We start from the raw sequence: 19,851 nt of genomic DNA on the forward strand, positions 1-19,851 counted from the left end.
TTTTTTATCACTTAAAAAAAATACGAAAGTTATAAATCTACCCTCACCACCCCTCACTTAAAAAAAATACGAAAGTTATAAATCTACCCTCACCACCCCTCACCCTTGACCCATTCATTAGCGCACCGTTTAACTCGTTTCTATGCAGTTTTGATTCTTTTCACCACAGAGGCCACGGAGGACGCAGAGGTTTCAAAGTTCTAATTCATAGATAATTATAACCTCTGTGTCCTCCGTGGCCTCTGTGGTGAAATAGTTCATTTCCGTACCGGAATAAATCTATTTTTAAGGATGTGATTATCCTGAATCAAATCCCCCAATTTTCAGACTGCGCCAGCAAGCTCTCTCATACATAAAAATGAAAATCCTCTTTCAATCTATCACCACTCTGTAAATACGATGAATAAAGAGTTTCAGAACGATGGTGATAGGTTGAAAGAGGTATTGACAAAATCAATAGGGAAAGAAAGAATTATACTTCCTCTACAATTTTCCAATCACCAATACTTCTTGTCGCACTATCGAAGTTAACTCCTACTTTTACAACTTTCCGATGATCAGGCTGATAAGGAATAATATACCCCTTACTATTTATTTGCTCCAATGCTCCTCCGGAGTTCCATCTACCTTAAATTCAAAGACATAAATGGCATCTTGCATCTTTACTACCACGTCTGCCCGTCCGATTGCACTTTTCACCTCTGTATCTACATACTGCCCCATCAAACGGAACAACAAATAGAAAATTGTCTGATAATGTTTTTCCTGCTTATTTTCCAAATCATTGGGAATTGAAGCAAAGAAAGACCTTATTCTCTCCAGACATTCGGTCAGTTTTCCGGCACGCAAATCCTTGATAAAAGAGACTACATAGAAGGTATTCTCACGGGCAGGTAAATGCACATACGCGGGCATAAGAGATTCTATGAATCCTTTCCGCACTTCTTTGTTAGGATAAGCCAATGTGTAGAGTTGGAACTCCGGATCATATCCCTTGATGGTAAGATAGCCGCTTTGATAAAGTACAGGCAGAGGATCGGTAATAACACTCGTTGGGGCATCAAACTGTTCTGCAGTAGCCGTTGCACCATCCAATTCGCGAATATCAAAATTACTCTGCTGCAATATATTAATTAAAAAAGTAGGTGTCCCGGTAGAAAACCAGAAATTGGCATATTTCTTCTGTGCAAAAGCATTGAACAAACTGAATGGATTGTAAATGTCTTCGCAGTTCTCACTAAAATGATATCCGTCATACTGCTGCTTCAAATGCGTACAAGCCTCCTCGTAGGTTTCATTATTAGCCTGTGCCATCATTTCAATATCAGTTTTCAATTGTGTACGCAATTCCCGTTCGGTTATGCCACAGATAGCACTATAATCATCTCTCATGCTGATATTCTGCAAATTATTCAGTTCACTGAAAATACTCATTTGACTGAATTTGCTAATACCTGTCAGGAAAAGGAAACGAAGATATTCTCCTTGCGCTTTCAAGGGACTAAAGAATTTCCGCATTTCTTCTCGAAGTTCATTTTGCAGTTCCGGCAAATGGTTACTGTCTAATAAAGGAGCATCGTATTCGTCAATAAGTACTACTACCGGTTTGCCCGTCTGTTCATAAGCACGACGAATCACTCCCCGGAAACGTTCCGCCGGCGTACCTTCTACTTCTTCCTTTCCATAGAGTTTTTCCCAATCGTATAGATTCAGATTCAACTGTCCCAAAAGGTCGGAAAGTGCTGTGTACTTTGTCATACTGAAATCAAGGTGCAACACCGGATAGACATTCCACTCTTTCTCCAAACGCTCCATTGCCAAACCTTGAAACAAGTCCTTCTTCCCCCGAAAATAAGCATCAAGAGTGGACACCAGCAAACTTTTTCCAAAACGACGGGGACGACTCAAAAAATAAACCTTATTGGTATTAGCCAAACGATAAATCAACTCCGTCTTATCTACATAAACGTTGTTATTATTGCGTAAGTCTTCAAAATTCTGTATCCCTATCGGTATATTCTGAAAGTAGTATCCATAATGCCTATCCTTATAAAATTGAAATGTAGACAAATATAGGCATTAAAATATAGACTTCAAACAGTACGTACTGTTTTCTACACTTCATTCAGTTAAAAGCAAACTATACTTATACTTTCCTCTTTTTAAAAGCAATGAAGTACCCGGAAATTTATTACCTTTGTGTAATTGATTTATAAAACCGGAGTATATGAGCACTAAAATTTATCCCATCGGCATACAGAATTTCGAAAAGATTCGTAATGACGGCTATTTATATATTGATAAAACGGCATTGATGTATCAAATGGTAAAAACCGGTAGTTACTATTTCTTAAGCCGCCCGCGCCGCTTCGGAAAGAGTCTGCTCATCTCTACTCTTGAAGCCTATTTTCAAGGAAAAAAAGAACTGTTTACAGGACTGGCTGTAGAAAGGTTGGAAAAGGATTGGATTAAATATCCGATACTACATCTGGACCTTAATATCGAAAAATATGATACGCCGGAAAGTCTGGATAATATACTCGAAAAATCGTTGACTGCATGGGAAAAGCTCTATGGTGCCGAGCCATCCGAACGCTCATTTTCCCTGCGTTTTGCCGGTATCATAGAACGCGCCTGCAAGCAGGCAGGACAACGCGTAGTTATTTTGGTAGATGAATATGATAAGCCCATGTTGCAAGCCATCGGCAACGAAAAATTGCAAAAACAATTCCGGGACACTTTAAAACCTTTCTATGGGGCACTCAAAACAATGGATGGCTATATAAAGTTTGCGTTCTTGACCGGCGTTACAAAGTTTGGCAAAGTCAGTGTGTTTAGCGACTTGAATAATTTGGATGACATCTCAATGCGAAAAGATTATGTTGAAATCTGCGGTGTCAGCGATCAGGAGCTCATGAAAACTTAGATATCGAACTTCATGAGTTTGCAGAGACGCAAGGTTTGTCGTATGACAAGCTCTGTACAAAACTAAAAGAATATTATGATGGCTATCATTTTACACATAATTCTATCGGTATATATAATCCGTTTAGTCTGCTCAACGCTTTCAAATATAAAGAATTCGGCAGTTATTGGTTTGAGACGGGGACACCTACCTATCTGGTTAAGTTACTAAAAAAGCATCATTATGATCTGGAACAGATGGCACACGAAGAAACTGATGCACAAGTACTGAATAGCATCGACTCCGAATCAACCAACCCGATTCCAGTGATTTACCAAAGCGGATACCTCACCATTAAAGGATATGACGAACGTTTTGGCATATACCGTTTAGGTTTCCCCAACCGTGAAGTAGAAGAAGGATTCATTCGCTTTCTGCTTCCTTTTTACGCGAATGTGAATAAGGTGGAATCCCCATTTGAAGTTCAAAAATTCGTCCGTGAAGTAGAAACGGGAGATTATGATTCTTTCTTCCACCGCCTGCAGAGTTTCTTCGCCGATACGACTTACGAAGTTATCCGAGATCAGGAATTACATTATGAGAACGTGCTTTTCATTGTTTTCAAATTGGTTGGTTTCTATACCAAAGTGGAATACCACACCAATAACGGACGCGTAGATCTCATTCTGCAAACAGACAAATTCATTTATATTATGGAATTCAAGCTAAACGGAACAGCAGAAGAGGCTTTACAGCAAATTAATGACAAACGCTATGCGCTGCCTTTCGAAGCGGATGGACGGAAACTATTCAAGATAGGGATTAACTTCAGTGAGAAGACCCGTAATATCGAAAAATGGGTGGTAGAATTCTGAAGTATACCCCGCCTTGAAAAGAGACTGTTATTATTAACGTGGTGATCTTATTCCAATCCCGGCCACGCTTTTGTTGAATACGTAGCCTCAAGCGCATTTTCTAAATTATCATTCAGACTCGGGAAGAAATCGATTCCTGTCTTTTCTTCCAGTTCGTCTATTGATAATGCATAGTCAACAAGTTTTATTGTTTTTGCAGGTTTATTGTCTGTATGTTCCATCCAGAAGGCAATAGCTTTGAAAGAATCTCCCTTTTTAAACAACAAAGCCATATAATAATATTTAGGAACAGGCTTGCTACGGTCGCCACCTATATATTCTTTGACTTGTTCTTCCTTATCAATCGTTCCGCCTTTTACTACATACAAGGTATCTGAAGCTGTACAGCTACGCCCCCATGACTGTACTTGTCCTTCCAATGCCAGCCAAACACCTGTATTAAAATTGTTCCGTTGCGGACTCATATTCGTATAATAAAAGGTTTGGTCATTAGCTTCTTGTTGATAAAGTCTGTCGGCAGAAGCACAGAGGTGCCCTCTATCATAACCTTTTTTCCCAAAATCTACTTGAGTACGTTGATATTCCATATCAAGAGAAGGGTCCGGAATAAATTCATCACTACGAGTTGCCTCTTGCAATCTAGTTTGATTGTCAAATCGAAAAGCAATCCAACGGGAATGTTTCTTACTCTTATCGTATTCCATACTGAAAGAGGTTACTTTCTGCCCTTTAAATGTAGTATAGTGAGTTACAAACACATCGTTTACACCATTGCGAAGGGCAGGAAGTTCTACGATGCCGGTGGCAAAATTATTGGAGTTGTTATTCTCGTCTTTACTGCAAGAATAAAAGCACACCAAAAATACCCCTAACCAAAAATATCTCAAAATATATTTCATTTCCAAATCTTTTTTTATAAATTATAATTTCAGAGAAACAAGTATAGAACTATTCATAATGTTCAATAAGAGTTCGTTCTTCCTTTTCATTATCGTAAAACTATATATTAAATTCCTTATAATTCAAAAACTTTATGAAAGAAAAGGGTGCCTTACAAGACACCCCTTTCATTATGTATATAAAGAATTTCGTCTTTACTTTATACCTTCCAATTTTATATTATCCAAACGGAATCCCATTGTATTTTCACTGTCAGAAACAAATGTTATTTTTTTAGTTCCGGTTGGAATATTTGTAATTGATACAGGATAGAAAACATTTGCTTTCTCAAGAGTTACAGCAGGCACTGCAACTTCTGTTCCATCGCATTTCACCTTAATAACAGTTTGCGATGTATTTCCTTTTCCACATGCCAAATCGTAACTTAAAGTAAGACTTGTATATCCAGTAGAATTAAAGCCTGAAATCTCTATTTCTGTAGATTTGTCCGTACCCGAAAAACTTGAAGGCAACCATAAACATGCATCGGTTGAAGTTTTAGCAGGAACACGGATATCCGCTGTCGCTTTTGTATCCACAATAGTTAATTGGGTATCAAAATGTGTCCAATTTGCTATAGCCGTTTTATTCTCTTTAGCATAATCAGCCATTACCCCAAATCCTTCAGCAAAAAGAACTTCTGTCCCTTCTCCCGGTTCTGGATCAGTTCCTCCACTTTCAGCTGCATATAACCTTATATTATAAAGACGGAGCCCAAACTTATTATCTGTTCCATTAGTAGAAAACTTCAACGTAGAATTATCTGTACCTGCTACTGATATTTCAACTTGCATTTCATGGAATATTCCGCTAGCCTTACCATTTCCTACGACTTCCTTACTGGTAGGAGTAACTTCTTTTTCATTCAATGTAAGTTTTAAATTATTAAGATTATCAGTTTCAGTTGTCGCATAAACATTAGAAGCAACTTCATAAGCAACAATAAACTTGGTATGTCCAGCAATATTAATGCCACTAATTACAAATTCTGCAGATTTACTAGCTGGGAACCAAATATTATTCACCTTTTTCGTCTCTGTCGTATTATCAGGAGTTCTATGAGCAATGGCGCGAATATCAGCTGTAGTAGCCGAGTATGAATAGCTATTATCCCAATGAGTAAAACTAGAGATAGCCGTCGTAGCTGTCAATATATTGGCATCTACATCAGAACCATATTTTTCAGTAAAGATCAACTTCCCTTCGGTTGGGTCCGGATCAACAGGTCCACCACCTTCACCTTCTCCAACAATCTTCACATTCTTCACTTCCCATGTACCTACATTAGAAGTAGTACTTATATATTTGAAAGCAAATTGAATATTTTTACCAACATAGCTAGCAAGGTCAATATTACCAGAAGAAACAAATTTCCAATCCTGATTAGTTCCATAAGTTGGTATAGTAGCTTGAGTCCAATCAGAAGCAGTACTTTCCTTCACCCATATTGTCAACTCTTTTGCAGGATCACCACAGAATTTATGAGCATGTTCAAATGTCAATGAAGCTTTGGTCGCTTTTGTCAGATTTACAACAGGAGATATCAACCAGCTTTCTGATGCTTCTTTTTCTGTTGCAGAGATATAGGCACTAGCTTTCATATATTTGCTGGCAGTTCCGCCAGTCTCCGGTGTATAAGACTCCCATTTCCAGATTTCGCTAACTTTAGTAGGACGTGTCTTATCTTCAATAGTAAATGTACCTTTATCTGAAGCAAATGATTCTTCAAAGAATGTAACTCCGTCAACCGGAGGCGTAGGCTCATCTCCTCCTTCACCAATAATAGTGCCATCTTCCAATATCGCAGTTGTAACTTCTTTCAATCCCGGTAATCCCCATGTATTTTTCACTAAGGTTCCTTTCAAAGTCACTAAACGAGGAAGAGGAGTTGTTGCATTATCAACTAAATTTAAAGCTGCCTTAACTTCAGAGCAGCCAGCAGTTTTACCACTTAAATTAACCGCTGAACAATTCTTATAATCGCTTTCTCCACGGTCATCTGCAATCAGGAATGCAGTAGCTTTCACATCTGTGGGTTGTGTTCCAAAAACAACATCATTTTCAGAACTTATGGACATATCGGTAGAAGACTTAATACCTGCTACAATATATGCTTGTACCCAAGCTACAGTAGTACCATCAGCCTTAGCCTTTAAATCTGATACAGTATATGGATTATCTTTAGAACCATCACCCGTCAGCCCCGGAACATCACCCTCTCCCAATATATCATAAGGAGCCGGTACATCACTACATGAACTAAATGTGAACACTGCAAGCAGTGTCAAGAATAAAGCATTTAGAATCTTTTTCATAATCGTATATTGTTATTTGAATTATTTATTGCGTTTTACATCACTGCCAGTACGAATAATCAATTGCCAAGCATTGTTATATCGGGTCAGTATACCTGTCACATTTAAAGTACCTTGCGGAAGAATATCTTTTGAGAAGTTAGCATAGATACTGGTATGTGCCACAGCCGCAGACTTAGTACCATCAGCATAGTTGATATTGCGTTCTACAAAAGAAAGATTTGGATTGGCTACATCTTCCTCTGCTGCATAAGTTGTAGTACCATTTGCATCCGGGAAACTTACATTTTTTAATGTAACAAGCAATGGCGCCTGCTTCATATCCACAGCGGTCAATTCTGCAGCCGTAGAGATTTCTAAAGGTCTCAATTCATCATAAAACAACTTCGGTTCATTAATCAAACGTACATGCTGTTTCCATACATATTCGGGCATACGTCCCACTTTACCTTCATAAATTGAACCGATTTGTGCAAGCTTACGGTAACTACCGATTTGCAATCCCTTACAGTCAATTACGACTTTTTGACCTACCGGACAAAAGGCATATAATCCGGAATTATTAACTCCTATAATAATAGCACCTGTTTCATCACCAACGACAAGCTGTTTGTAGATGTTTCCACTTTCATCATCTCCAATTATTACACCTTCAATACGTGTTTCATCCTCAATAGTAGTATACGTATCAGTACTCGTATCAATGAAATCATTGTATTTCTCTTTCAGCGCAGCTATTGAAATGGTGCGTCCTTCCGGGATTGAATTATTGCCATAAGCATTTCCCGTCACCGGATCATCATAGTTCTCACAGGAAGTGAGACCTGCGCCACATAGCAGCAATCCGGTACATAATATAGATAGTAATTTCTTCATAATTGTTTCTTCCTTTCTTATTGTTTTGGATTGATAACTACACATTCTTAAAATCTATAACCAATGTTCAAGAAAGCGTTGAACGGGAATGCGTAGAAATACTTAGAGTTCTTAGAAAACTTGTAAACACGTGCGTCACCGTCTTTGTAATTATCATCACGGTTCTGTTCGAAACCACCTGTACGCAAATCTGTATTGTTCAAGATATTAGTCAAACTCAAATTAAGGCTAATGCTCTTTCCATTGCGTAAACGAATGTATTTTCCGATGGAAGCATCCAACATAAATCCACCATCCAGTTTCTCCTGACCCGGTACATGGAGAACCGGATTTCCATTAGCATCTACGCCGGCACCATTTTTATCCAATACACTGCCAAGACGACGATAGCTTGAGAAATCGATATATACACGATCATAATAGTTTCCGGTCAAATTGAAGAACCAACCTTTTACGTTATAATCCAAAGCAAGGCTATAAGCAGAAAGCGGAGTACCATTAGCACGCATACCTTTAGCATAAACACGATCGAGGTTTGACTCATTCTCACTTTCATATGTCAATACAGCATCCGGATTATTGGTGTATTTAGCTTCACTCCAAGTACCGATAGCCGTCAATGAAAGTTCACTTGTCAACTTAAAGGTAGCCGCTGCTTCTATTCCCCAATGTTCCTTTTCAATGCCATTCATAGAAAGATAAGTGAAACGTGCTTCGCTATCATTATAAAAAGCATCCATTTCTACCTGATTCTGGAAGCGAGTGTAATAACCAGTCAAACGTCCCATCACCCATGGAGTGTTGAAGTTATAAGTCAAATCACCACCAATGATGCGCTCTGTTTTCAAGTCTCTCACAAAGTCATTCTTAATACGTGGAGCAATAAAAGAGTTATAGGCCAACGGTGCACGTTCTTCATATCCGGCATTCAACGTGAAAGAATGGTTACCATTGATAGCCCAATTCAAACCGGCTTTTATACCTCCTTCAAGGAATTTAGCCGTACCGCTGCTACCAAGTGATTTCAACGGAGCACGTCCGTTTCTCATCAATCCATCGCGGAACATCTGTGTAGATCCTATCTTACCGGAAGCAAAATAGTTTAATGACCCGCCATTGTTACCCTGATAACGCACCCATGCACTCTGCTTATTCACATAGATGTTATAATCATAACCAAATTTATCACCTTCACCAATACGGCGGTTAGGATTATCAAGATCATTTTGCACCATACTGGAACTAGCTCCATGATCGCGCACTGCAAATTTGTCGACGTCAGTATAAAGCTGTCCGCCCAGCAAATCCTTCATTTTTTTATAATGCATACCTTTGGTTGTATTCACGGCAACTCCCGCAATGTAGCTGTTGTGTTCATTCCATTGATGATTGAATACCGAACTAAGGTTGAAAGCCAACTGATCATCATGACGTTCTTCTACATAATAAAGTGTCTCTTTACCTAATGCATTCGCCTGTTTATTGGCAAAATAAAGAGCATCCCAATCTAACTGACGATAAGCTTTATTATTTTTCCAATTATCTGTAACTTCATTAAACTGCTGCAATTCATCGGCAGTAGGAACAGATTCCCATACATCAAAGATTGAGCTAGGCAACTTTTTATAATAATCCGGGCGTGGATCGGCCGCATTACCATTCCAGCCTAGAGCACTTTTCCCATAGTTAGAATATTTGAATCCGGCACTTGTCACTAACTTCTTATTATCATCAATGGTGAAATTCCATGAAGCAATAGCCGATGGTTCGAACTGACGTACAATACGTGCATTTCGTTTTTCTCCATTCTGATATCCCCAGTTCGGATTATAATAATGACTGTTCGCTAAATAATAAGCTTCTTCGGTTGCCGCCATTTGCTGTCCTCTCTCTGTCGGTGTTCCCCAAGTTGCCAAAGAGAGACTATGGCGTTCGTTGAATACTTTCTCCGCACCGAGGAAGTAAGAAAAAGAATTATATTTGATTCCTTCAATATTTCCCTCATTACCCCAGCGATAACCTAATGATCCGGTAAATGCCCAACCATTGTTCATCAGACCTGTAGAATAAGTATACATTCCACGCAAAATGTAGTTGCGGTTACTACCTGACAGTGTTAGTTTTGAGCCAGCCGCATATTGGCTGGCACGTAAATTGATATTGGTGGCACCTCCTATCGCACCAAAAGTAAAGTTGTTAAATTCAAAAGGACCGATCCCTTCCTTATTACGGGTAGCATCGTTCAATCCTCCTATTAATCCGTAGCTGAAACGTCCTGTTTCTGCATCATTAAACTGTACCCCATTGATATACATGTCACTGTACTGGGAATCATATCCCCTTACACGAAATCTCATTGGGCTAAACAGATAACCTACATTTGACAGATAAACATCATTGTTAGAAGTGACCAATGCAGATGTGCTCTGTGCTGCATCATCATCCTCATTCAATTGTGATTCTGTAAACATGAAAGAAGCATTGTCCTCACGGGCGTTTTGCTTTGCCTTTTGCTGCGCAAAAAGTGCTGGCATTAAGCAAAATAGCACGATCGCTAACCCTAGTCGTTGTTTCATAATTTAATTTATATTAATGTTAATTGGTCTTTCATTTTGCGACATAAAAGAAATAAGCTATTACGCAAAATAACAAAGAATTTTATATATAACAATGGTTTTTGCAAAAAAAGTAACTAGTAATGGTGGTTTTTCCGTTTTCTTTTTAGATATTTGTCATGCAAATGACAAATTACCCACTTTTAAAATCAATTTTAAAGATGAAAAAAAGCTTAATAACTTTAGGTGTACTCGCTCTTTTCGTCCTCATGGCCTACGGACAAGAAAAGAAATTTGCCCTGTACAGTGTAGCGTTCTACAATATGGAGAATTTGTTTGACACCATTCATGATGAAGGTAAGAATGACTACGAGTATCTTCCTAACGGTACTAATCAGTGGAATACGATGAAGTATAAGGCTAAGCTGAAAAACATGTCGGAAATATTAAGTATGTTAAGTACCGACAAGTTACCAATGGGTCCCGCCATTATCGGCGTTTCTGAAATCGAAAATTACAGAGTATTGGAAGACATACTGAAACAACCTGCCTTAGCGGACAAAGGGTACCAGTATGTTCACTACGAAGGAGAAGACAGACGTGGTGTAGACTGTGCTTTTTTCTATAATCCCAAATTGTTTGAACTGACAAATAGTAAACTCGTACCTTATGTATATATCAATGATACAGTGCATAAAACACGTGGTTTCTTGATTGCCAGCGGTAATATCGCAGGTGAGAAAATGCACTTTATCGTCAATCACTGGCCTTCGAGAGCTGCCGCTTCTCCGGTGCGTGAACGCGCAGGGGAGCAAGTTAGAGCGATCAAAGACTCACTGTTAAGGGAAGACTCCGCAGCCAAAATTGTTATCATGGGGGATATGAACGATGACCCGATGGATAAAAGTATGGCTGTAGCACTTGGAGCTAAGCGGAAACCTGCTGATGTAGGTCCTACAGACTTGTACAATCCGTGGTGGGATACTTTGAAGAAAGGATACGGAACTCTGATGTACAAAGGTAAATGGAATTTGTTCGATCAAATTGTATTCACCGGGAATTTGTTGGGCACTGACCGCAGTACACTGAAATTCTATAAACATGAAATCTTCCGCCGTGATTTCATGTTCCAAAAAGAAGGGAAATATAAAGGATATCCTAAACGGACGCAAGCAGGTGGTGTATGGTTAAACGGATATAGCGATCACTTGCCTACTATTATTTATCTAATTAAAGAAGTGAAATGACAAAAGCATTATTTAGACTATTCATCCTGTTCATAACCTGTAGCACTGCAATCTCATGTAGTGAACAGGATTCTCCCGAGCTCCCTGATAATCCGGGCAATACCAATCAAGGAATTGCCTCTATTGACCAAACGCAAATCAATGGAAACGGAGGCGGATTTATCATTCGTGTAAAAGCTGACGGCATATGGCAGGCTTCAAGCAGTGAGACTTGGTGCACATTGAGTAGAGCATCCGGCAATGGAAATGGCTCTATCAGTGGATATATGAAAGCAAATACCGGAGCTGAACGAAGTGTCATTATTACAATCACTTCCGGAAAAGAAGAAGCCCAATTTACACTCAAACAATTAGCAGGCGATAGTTCGAATCCGGATCCAGACCCGGATCCGGAAAAACCTTCTGGATATGCAGGGAGGATTGAAATTCCGAAGTTGAAAGGTGGAAGCATGAATCAATTCATAACACATACTACAAACATAGAAGGGAAAGAAATTATAACATATAGTATGGAATATGATTATTCAAAAAAGCATGCACGCTGGGTCGCATTTACTTTTGATAGTAAAACTAAAATATCCAATGTATCTCGTACTGACGCCTGGATGTACGATAAAAAAATACCCGAAGAATATAGGACTTATGAAAAAGACTATAAAGAATATAGTAGAGGACATTTATGTGCATCATACGATCGTACATACTCACTAGAAGCAAACAAACAAACTTTCTATTATTCAAATATGAGCCCCCAATCAACAGCTTTCAATACTGGATTCTGGACCAAATTCGAACAATCAATAAAAGCTCCAAATGGAAAGAATGATTTTGTACATAAATTAGGAGATAATGATACGTTATACGTTGTTAAAGGAGGGTATATAGATGACGAAGAAATAAAATATACGGGAAATCATGTTGCTGTTCCACGTTTCTATTTTATAGCTCTTCTTTTATACCAAAATGGGCAATACACACAGGGAATGGCGTATTACGTGAATCAATTTGATTATGACCCAAGTTCCACTATCAAGAGCTATGCTATGTCTATAGATAAGCTGGAAGAGAAAACCCACATTGATTTCTTTCATAATCTTCCGCCCGATATTGAGTCAGAAGTGGAAGCTAAATACAATGAAAAAGCATGGTTCCAATAGGAAATATCAAGTTATTGCAATCTATAGTATAATAATCATGAATCATTGGAAAGAAGCTTAGGATACACTGTAAATCTTTTCACCTTATCTGCCATCTGCAACAAAAAAAAATGCCAAAGACACCAATAGCCAATGTAGCATAGTGTTGCAGATAGCAGATATTTTGCACGTTTTCAACCTTATATCAAACATACTTTAATATGACAAGTAACATTAATAAAGAAAACAAAGTCACTAAAAACATCGTAACTGATTTATGAGGCACACAGCTATACAACTGTTCCATATCCACGTAGTATTCTCTTTTTATAATAAGAGGAACTTAGCAAATAAAAAACAAACTTTCATTCTTCATCATCCAACAACCACCTCCATACCGGCACAACCCGAATCGTCTTCTCTCCTTCTACGATCATTTCCTCTTCGTCTCTGGTAATAATACACAGATCATCCACTGCCACATTTTCTGCAAGTTTCAGTAAGGCATTCACTTCTCGTTTTCGAGTCTCTGGATCTTTTAAACTATATGATACTTGTATGGCCTTATGTGCTTCATCCAGATAAAAGTCTACTTCTATATTCCGATGATAGAAATATAAACCATCGCCATACCGTTTCTTTAGTGTTACTGCTACAAGATTTTCCAATAAAGAAGTTTCCGGGTCCATTAAAAACAGACTCAGTATTCCATTATCCATAAAATAGAACTTTTTATTGGATACTTTATCAGCTAACTTACTTACATAGTTTTCTAAAGGAAATAGGATCCAGGTATCTTCCAGATAATTCAAATAGTCTATAATAGTATCAGTGGTAATCTTCTTGCCTGTAGAAGATACTAAATTAGCCAGGCGAGTGAAAGAAGAAGGCTGTTTCACGCTTTCAGCCAGTTTTCGAATGAGTACCTTTAACGCCATATCATTTCGAATAGAATAACGAGCCACTAAATCACCGAAGAATATCTTATTAAAAAGACTACTCAGCCATTGTCGCTTCTCTTGTCCCTCGGCCACTAACAGTTCAGGCAAACCACCAAAACGAAAGTAAGTATCGAAATGTCGGACTACCTCCGAACGGTTCTTATAAATCCAAAGCTTATCTAATTGAACACCGTTAGATGACAAATACTCACGGAATGAGAAAGGATAGACGTATTGAATCATAAAACGTCCCCCTAGAGTAGTAGCTATATCCTTACTCAACATCTTAGCATTGCTCCCTGTTACATAAACCCTGTACTTCTGATCGGCAAGCCGTCGGACAAATTGTTCCCAATGCGGTACAATCTGTATTTCATCTAAAAAAAATATAGGACGATGAAAATACATCTCTTCATAACATCTCTTTATCATATCAAGATGTTCTGTATCCATACCAGCTATTCGCTCATCCTCAAAATTAAAGAAAAGAATCTCTTCCGGTGAAATACCTATCTCTATTAAATGATGTATCTGCTGATACATCAAATAAGACTTCCCAACCCGACGTAAACCTACAAAGACATAATTGAAGTTATCAGATAGAGTCACCGCACGTTTCACGAATGACACGCTCTTTACAAATTGCTGATATTCAGCTATCAATCCTTTTATCAGTTCCTTATTCATTTTACATTATCGATTATATTCGACAAATATAGATTATTTTTATCGAATATAGTCGATAAAAACACCTCTATTTTATCGATTATATTCGACAAAATAGAAGATTACTAGAACTAAGACCAATGAAAAACGATCAATTGCTCCCTTTTCTTAAATATAAAAGAACAGCAACAAAACAAGATTACAAGCAATTACCACACCGAATCCTCCCAAAATCCAAGGACGAAGTTTACTCCCCTTCCCTGCAAAGAATAGAGCATAGAACATGTTTACCATTATATTGCTAATAATAGCCTGCATACTACAAGCAGTAATTATCAGTGCAGCCACACTGCCTGTATTTTGCAACAAGTTTAATATAAAAGGAGTTATATCACTAAAACCGGAAACAAAAGACAAGAGATTTAATCCGCCTGTGCCCGCATACACTAACGTATAGTGAGTTAAGAAAGTGAATATCACAAAGAGTACGGCAAAAATCAAAGCAACTTTAAATTCCAACGGGTTGCTACTATCATCTTCTTCTGTTTCAGCAGGCTGGTCTTCCGGTCGTTTTTGCCGGGAATGGATAAACCAGGCAACAATAGCCGCGACTACAGCCATAGTCAACAGATATGGATAAATAGACAGGAAGATTTCTCTACTGAAAATAAGTATCAGTATCATAAATCGCAGAAACATCATGCTAACAGCCAGCAACATGGCAGCAACATAATCAGTCGCTTCCTGCTCTGATGCTTTTCGGCTTTTACGGGCAAGTACCGAGATCGTAGCCGTACTGCTGTATAATCCACCAATAATACCGGAAACTAACGTTCCGGATTCATGGAATACATATCTCTTTAATAGATAAGAGAGATAGGAAATGCCGGATACTACTACCGTTGCCAACCAGATAGAATAAGGAGTAAGATTAATATCCGGAATCAGATTCTTATGTGGAAGCATCGGCAAGATAATACCACTGATAGCTAGGAACTTTGCCAACGTAATCATTTCATCATTCTTCATTCGTTGCGCAAATTCCGTAAAAGTATGTTTGAGTTCAGTCAGCAGGAGCACAGTCACAACTACCATAACATAAAACCAGGAAGGTTGGGTAGCTACGATAGGAGCCATACAATAAGTAATCAGAGCAATAATGATGGTAGTTACACCAAAAACATGAAATTGTGATTGCTTTACATAATAGTTTAATCCCAACAGCAATCCCAATACCGCTCCACCTCCCATAAACAGACGCATATCCGTAGGGTCTAAGATATAAAGCAAGTAACCCAGTATACCAATAAAGGTAAAGGTGCGGTCGGTTCCGAAAAGAGTAGTTTCCCCCTCACGCTTCAGACTGATTCGACGTTGCGAAAGTCCGATTAATAAAGAAAACAAGGTTACTAAAACAAAAGTAACCAATTCACGCGGCACATAACTGTACAACTGTTCCATATCCATACACTGCTCTCTTTTTTATATAAGAACAAATATACGGTTTATTTGTTAACGCTCACCACGTTTTATACGGTTTTTTCATTAGCTGTGAGTTATAGTAGCGTATGTCGCCCGTTACCTCCTCACCGATAAAGTCGGGTTTTACAAAAGCCTCATCTTCCGATTCCAACTCTACTTCTGCCACAATAAGTCCTTCATTCTCACCATAAAACTCGTCGACTTCAAATACATGTTTGCCACTACGTACCAAATAGCGGGTCTTGTCAATAATCCCCGGTTCGCAAAGCCTCATCAATTCTTCTGCTTCTGATAAGGCCAGCTCCTTTTCCCATTCATAACGACTGGTACCGGAAGCATTAGAAGCTCCCTTTATTGTCAGATAACCTTTTTCATCCCGAATACGAACCCGGACAGTACGCCCGCGAGCACTACTGATATACCCCTGCACAATATGACTCTGCGCAAAAGCCGAAGACTTGAATTCACCGATAACTAAAAATTTACGTTCTATTTCCTGTGCCATGGCACAAAGATAAATTAAAAATTGAAAATTGAGAATTAAAAAATGATAGTTTGATACCTCACATCATGTATCAGAAAACTACAATTCTCAATTTTCAAGTCTCTATTTATTTCAGAATCTCGTCATGAACTCAATCACGATTTTGTCCCGTTCCGATTCTTTTGGAACGCCGGAGTTCTTATAGAAATATTTCTCGAAGTTCAGTCGGAGGTCGGCAATGAAAGCTTTGGAAAGACTTAATGTGATTCCGCCTGTCACACGATGTCGGGCATAATCATTTATAATCAAAGCTTTTGTCGTTTCATCCATCTTACCATCACTATGATCGGTCATCATATCATAGCGAGCCAGGAAGGAGATTTTATTGAATACTTTCTTTAATGGTAAATCGTAATTAATAAAACTATTCACCGCATGAACATCTTTAAATGCTTCGTGACCGTACATTTTATATAAATATTCCGCCTCAATATGAAAACGGTCATTCTGATAATAGACACCGGCATCGTACATATTAATCCGCACATTTTCCGGTTTTATCATTTGGGTGCTAAGTGTCAGATTCCAGTTCTTATTAGGCAGTAACTGCGCTTTTATGGAGTAATTCAGTGTTTTATGCCATTCTTTCTGATTGGTCAAACCGGAGCCGTTGAATAATCCTCCTTCAAGAATAAATGGGAAACCGTCTTTATTCGTATAACCAGCCGTCAAACCGACATCACGCACATTTCCTACTTGCTTGGCAATGAATGAACGGTTGGCAAAATACTGCTGATGTGGTGAGCGGTGAGCATCTATCGTGAAAGGAACGCGCATCTGACCGATCGTAAAATTCAGGTCTTTCACCGGAAAAACACGTGCATACGCATCAAGCATTTTAATGGAACCTTCGTCGGAAAGGTCGATTTCCGCTTTATAGGCAACTAACGGATGTACATTCCCCGAAACACTGAAGCGCGCGTTACGTACTTCAAAACGACTTTCACTTGTTTCTGTCTGGTATTCATATTTTCCCCGGATAGTTCCGTGAATCTCCGGCAGGTAATCCTTAAATTCCATTGTCTGCTTATCCAGCTTCTTGCCATCCCCGGCATCTTCTTTTGCCTGTCCAAAGGCCATTGTCGCCAGCAAAAGCATGACGACGGTTGTTCTGATTCTACTCATTTCAGTTGTCTGCTACTAAATTCACGGCAAAAGTACAACTGTGAGGATACACGGAGATGACAAATTAACTACGGGAAAATGACAGAAAAGTTACATTTATATTACAGAGAACACAAATGCATTACAAAACAAAGAGTTCGCCACAAATTACGCAGATTAACACAGATCGGATTTGATATTTATCCTATCAATAACCAAACAATCTGGTTAACCGTATAATTTGTGGCGAACTTATCAGCCGAAAAAGGAAAATGCGATCAGCATAATCAATGCCAAAATAATTAATGAGACGAACACTATTTTGACAACCTTCTGGGCTTGTTCTTCTTCTTTCTTACTAATTGCTACTTTTTTCTTCACCTTACCCATAATAGTTAGCTTTAAAGTTCAACGCTAACAAAGTAAGTACAAATCTATTAACTTTCCAAAAATAATTCTTGCTAATTTTATTTTTTATGATTCTTGCGAAGAAAACTCCATCAAATAAGCTTTGATAAAACCATCTATTTTGCCATCCATCACGCCGTTCACATCCGAGGTTTGATAGTTGGTACGGTGGTCTTTCACACGACGGTCATCAAATACGTAGCTTCGGATTTGAGAACCCCATTCGATTTTCTTCTTACCGGCTTCCACCTTCGCCTGTTCTGCCATACGGTGCTGCAATTCCTTATCATATAAGATAGAACGTAACTGACGCATTGCATTCTCACGATTCTTCGGTTGGTCACGGGTTTCGGTATTCTCGATCAGGATTTCTTCTTCCTCACCGGTATAAGGGTCTTTATACTGATAACGCAAACGGACACCGGACTCCACCTTATTCACATTCTGTCCACCGGCACCACCGCTTCGGAACGTATCCCAAGAGATATTGGCAGGCAAAATATTAACTTCAATACTGTCATCTACCAACGGAGTAACAAACACAGAAGCAAAAGAGGTCATACGTTTACCCTGCGCATTGTAGGGAGAAACACGAACCAAACGGTGCACACCGTTCTCTCCTTTCAAATAACCATAAGCAAAGTCACCTTCGATATTGATAGTACAGGTCTTGATTCCGGCTTCATCCCCTTCCTGAAGGTTGGCAATGGTAGCTTTATAACCGTTGGTCTCGGCATAACGCAGATACATACGCATCAGCATAGAAGCCCAGTCCTGACTTTCCGTACCACCGGCACCTGAATTGATTTTCAGCACACAATCCATCTGGTCGGCTTCGTCACGAAGCATATTTTTGAGTTCGAGTGCCTCTACCGCTTCACTAGCTTTGGCGTAAGCAGCGTCCACATCTTCCTCGGTCACCAGTTCTTCTTTATAGAAATCAAATGCCAGTTCAAGTTCATCTGCCAATGTCTTGAGTTCGTTGTAGCCTTCAATCCACTTTTGCAGGTCTTTCACCAATTTCATTTGAGCTTCGGCCTTCTTCTGGTCATCCCAAAATCCCGGAGCTTGTGTTCTTAATTGCTCTTCTTCGACTTGAATTTTCTTCCCGTCGATGTCAAAGATACCTCCTCAGCGCATCAGTGCGCTCTTTCACGTCTTTAAGTTGTTCAATAGTAATCATTTGATTTACAATTTTATTATTTACAAAATTCAGATATCGGGGGACAAAGATAAGCAAAAATCTGCTACCTTTGTTTTTGTTATTAAAATGTTGTCATATTATGAACAAACTATTGAAACTTTCTTGCTTGTCACTCTTCCTGACATAATCTCTGGGTACTTCGGACATGACACCGGAGGAACTGAAAAGTGAATTCTATCGCTTGGCTTGTACTTTCTACGTATCTCCAGGCAACGAACGTACGTATGTCGTACTCTCCGGACTGAATGAGAATATGCCGGAATCGGAGGCTGCATTCAAACTGGCTAAAGACGGATTAACGAACCGCCTGCGTACCGAACGTATCATCAAAGGTGACATCATCTGGAGTTATATCAATGCACAGGACCTAGGCCAAAACGTAGACCCGCGTATCAAGCTCTACAATGATATACAGAACATGACGCTGAAAGACATTGCCGATTTCCAAAAGCAATGGGTAAAAGGACGCACGTATGTTTATTGCATTCTGGGAGATAAGAAGGATTTGGAACTGGATAAGCTGAAAGCTGTAGGTCCTATTGAAGAATTGACACAGGAGCAGATTTTCGGATACTAAAAAGGAACGAATAAACTAAGTATGTCCTCTAAATAAGTTTATACTATCAAAATCAAGAAGTTTTTCTTTATCAGGAA

At 38.9% G+C, this 19,851-nt stretch carries 12 protein-coding genes and 3 pseudogenes; 4 read left to right on the forward strand and 11 right to left on the reverse strand.

Annotated elements, in window-relative coordinates; all coding sequences use genetic code 11:
- Nucleotides 1–472: 472 nt before the first annotated feature.
- Nucleotides 473–2,036 (reverse strand): annotated as a pseudogene (locus tag DXA05_RS22950) (ATP-binding protein).
- Between the two features lie 191 nt (nucleotides 2,037–2,227).
- On the opposite strand from DXA05_RS22950, the pseudogene DXA05_RS22955 reads away from it, so the two are divergent.
- Nucleotides 2,228–3,780: pseudogene (locus tag DXA05_RS22955) on the forward strand (ATP-binding protein).
- A 47-nt stretch (nucleotides 3,781–3,827) separates the two neighbouring features.
- Here the strand turns inward: DXA05_RS22955 and DXA05_RS22960 are convergent.
- From DXA05_RS22960 to DXA05_RS22975, 4 genes are all read right to left on the reverse strand, one after another.
- Nucleotides 3,828–4,679: a DNA/RNA non-specific endonuclease gene (locus tag DXA05_RS22960; RefSeq protein ID WP_128859662.1), complete on the reverse strand. Its 852-nt coding sequence runs from the start codon at nucleotides 4,677–4,679 to the stop codon at nucleotides 3,828–3,830.
- Between the two features lie 195 nt (nucleotides 4,680–4,874).
- Nucleotides 4,875–7,034 (reverse strand): choice-of-anchor J domain-containing protein, encoded by a 2,160-nt coding sequence (locus DXA05_RS28065; protein WP_192918816.1) that lies wholly within the window; start codon nucleotides 7,032–7,034, stop codon nucleotides 4,875–4,877.
- A 21-nt stretch (nucleotides 7,035–7,055) separates the two neighbouring features.
- Nucleotides 7,056–7,910: a DUF5689 domain-containing protein gene (locus DXA05_RS22970; protein WP_165861552.1), complete on the reverse strand. Its 855-nt coding sequence runs from the start codon at nucleotides 7,908–7,910 to the stop codon at nucleotides 7,056–7,058.
- A gap of 47 nt (nucleotides 7,911–7,957) precedes the next feature.
- On the reverse strand, nucleotides 7,958–10,486 hold the full coding sequence (locus tag DXA05_RS22975; protein ID WP_008024272.1) for a TonB-dependent receptor: 2,529 nt from the start codon (nucleotides 10,484–10,486) through the stop codon (nucleotides 7,958–7,960).
- A gap of 200 nt (nucleotides 10,487–10,686) precedes the next feature.
- Between DXA05_RS22975 and DXA05_RS22980 the strand changes: the two genes are divergently transcribed.
- Nucleotides 10,687–11,712, forward strand: a complete 1,026-nt coding sequence (locus DXA05_RS22980) for an endonuclease/exonuclease/phosphatase family protein (protein ID WP_128859663.1) — start codon at nucleotides 10,687–10,689, stop codon at nucleotides 11,710–11,712.
- Nucleotides 11,709–12,869 carry a DNA/RNA non-specific endonuclease gene (locus DXA05_RS22985; protein WP_128859664.1) on the forward strand — a complete coding sequence of 387 codons (1,161 nt, stop codon included), beginning with the start codon at nucleotides 11,709–11,711 and terminating at the stop codon, nucleotides 12,867–12,869. Before DXA05_RS22980 ends, DXA05_RS22985 begins: the two co-directional genes overlap by 4 nt.
- Nucleotides 12,870–13,213: 344 nt before the next feature.
- On the opposite strand, the gene DXA05_RS22990 is transcribed toward DXA05_RS22985, so the two are convergent.
- The 6 genes from DXA05_RS22990 to prfB all read right to left on the reverse strand — a co-directional run bounded on the left by DXA05_RS22990 (nucleotide 13,214) and on the right by prfB (nucleotide 19,176).
- On the reverse strand, nucleotides 13,214–14,476 hold the full coding sequence (locus DXA05_RS22990; protein WP_128859665.1) for an ATP-binding protein: 1,263 nt from the start codon (nucleotides 14,474–14,476) through the stop codon (nucleotides 13,214–13,216).
- Nucleotides 14,477–14,623: 147 nt separating this feature from the next.
- Entirely contained in the window at nucleotides 14,624–15,916 is a 1,293-nt protein-coding gene (locus DXA05_RS22995; RefSeq protein ID WP_008776007.1) for a DUF4010 domain-containing protein, read from the reverse strand.
- A 58-nt stretch (nucleotides 15,917–15,974) separates the two neighbouring features.
- Entirely contained in the window at nucleotides 15,975–16,442 is a 468-nt protein-coding gene (locus tag DXA05_RS23000) for a CYTH domain-containing protein (protein ID WP_004305204.1), read from the reverse strand.
- A gap of 111 nt (nucleotides 16,443–16,553) precedes the next feature.
- Nucleotides 16,554–17,606, reverse strand: coding sequence for a porin (locus DXA05_RS23005; RefSeq protein ID WP_128859666.1), 1,053 nt, complete (start codon nucleotides 17,604–17,606; stop codon nucleotides 16,554–16,556).
- Between the two features lie 234 nt (nucleotides 17,607–17,840).
- Nucleotides 17,841–17,975: a hypothetical protein gene (locus tag DXA05_RS28070; protein WP_004299554.1), complete on the reverse strand. Its 135-nt coding sequence runs from the start codon at nucleotides 17,973–17,975 to the stop codon at nucleotides 17,841–17,843.
- An 84-nt stretch (nucleotides 17,976–18,059) separates the two neighbouring features.
- Nucleotides 18,060–19,176 (reverse strand): peptide chain release factor 2 gene (gene prfB / locus DXA05_RS23010; RefSeq protein WP_117683141.1). Its coding sequence is split into 2 segments (ribosomal slippage): nucleotides 18,060–19,112 and nucleotides 19,114–19,176, totalling 1,116 coding nucleotides; the frame shifts between segments, so codons are not numbered across the junction.
- A gap of 271 nt (nucleotides 19,177–19,447) precedes the next feature.
- On the opposite strand from prfB, the pseudogene DXA05_RS23015 reads away from it, so the two are divergent.
- Nucleotides 19,448–19,774, forward strand: a pseudogene (locus DXA05_RS23015) (insulinase family protein); the annotation flags it as partial.
- Nucleotides 19,775–19,851 lie beyond the last annotated feature (77 nt).

The organism is Bacteroides sp. AM54-2NS, from assembly GCF_003602935.1.
GTDB lineage: Bacteria > Bacteroidota > Bacteroidia > Bacteroidales > Bacteroidaceae > Bacteroides > Bacteroides xylanisolvens.

Excerpts from the sequence above, each read along its gene's own strand:
- DXA05_RS23000 (WP_004305204.1), bottom strand. The coding sequence starts at position 16,442 with ATGGCACAGGAAATAGAACGTAAATTTTTAGTTATCGGTGAATTCAAG.
- DXA05_RS22970 (WP_165861552.1), bottom strand. The coding sequence starts at position 7,910 with ATGAAGAAATTACTATCTATATTATGTACCGGATTGCTGCTATGTGGC.
- DXA05_RS28070 (WP_004299554.1), bottom strand. The coding sequence starts at position 17,975 with ATGGGTAAGGTGAAGAAAAAAGTAGCAATTAGTAAGAAAGAAGAAGAA.
- DXA05_RS22990 (WP_128859665.1), bottom strand. The coding sequence starts at position 14,476 with ATGAATAAGGAACTGATAAAAGGATTGATAGCTGAATATCAGCAATTT.
- DXA05_RS22960 (WP_128859662.1), bottom strand. The coding sequence starts at position 4,679 with ATGAAATATATTTTGAGATATTTTTGGTTAGGGGTATTTTTGGTGTGC.
- DXA05_RS28065 (WP_192918816.1), bottom strand. The coding sequence starts at position 7,034 with ATGAAAAAGATTCTAAATGCTTTATTCTTGACACTGCTTGCAGTGTTC.
- DXA05_RS22995 (WP_008776007.1), bottom strand. The coding sequence starts at position 15,916 with ATGGAACAGTTGTACAGTTATGTGCCGCGTGAATTGGTTACTTTTGTT.
- DXA05_RS22985 (WP_128859664.1), top strand. The coding sequence starts at position 11,709 with ATGACAAAAGCATTATTTAGACTATTCATCCTGTTCATAACCTGTAGC.
- DXA05_RS22975 (WP_008024272.1), bottom strand. The coding sequence starts at position 10,486 with ATGAAACAACGACTAGGGTTAGCGATCGTGCTATTTTGCTTAATGCCA.
- DXA05_RS23005 (WP_128859666.1), bottom strand. The coding sequence starts at position 17,606 with ATGAGTAGAATCAGAACAACCGTCGTCATGCTTTTGCTGGCGACAATG.
- DXA05_RS22980 (WP_128859663.1), top strand. The coding sequence starts at position 10,687 with ATGAAAAAAAGCTTAATAACTTTAGGTGTACTCGCTCTTTTCGTCCTC.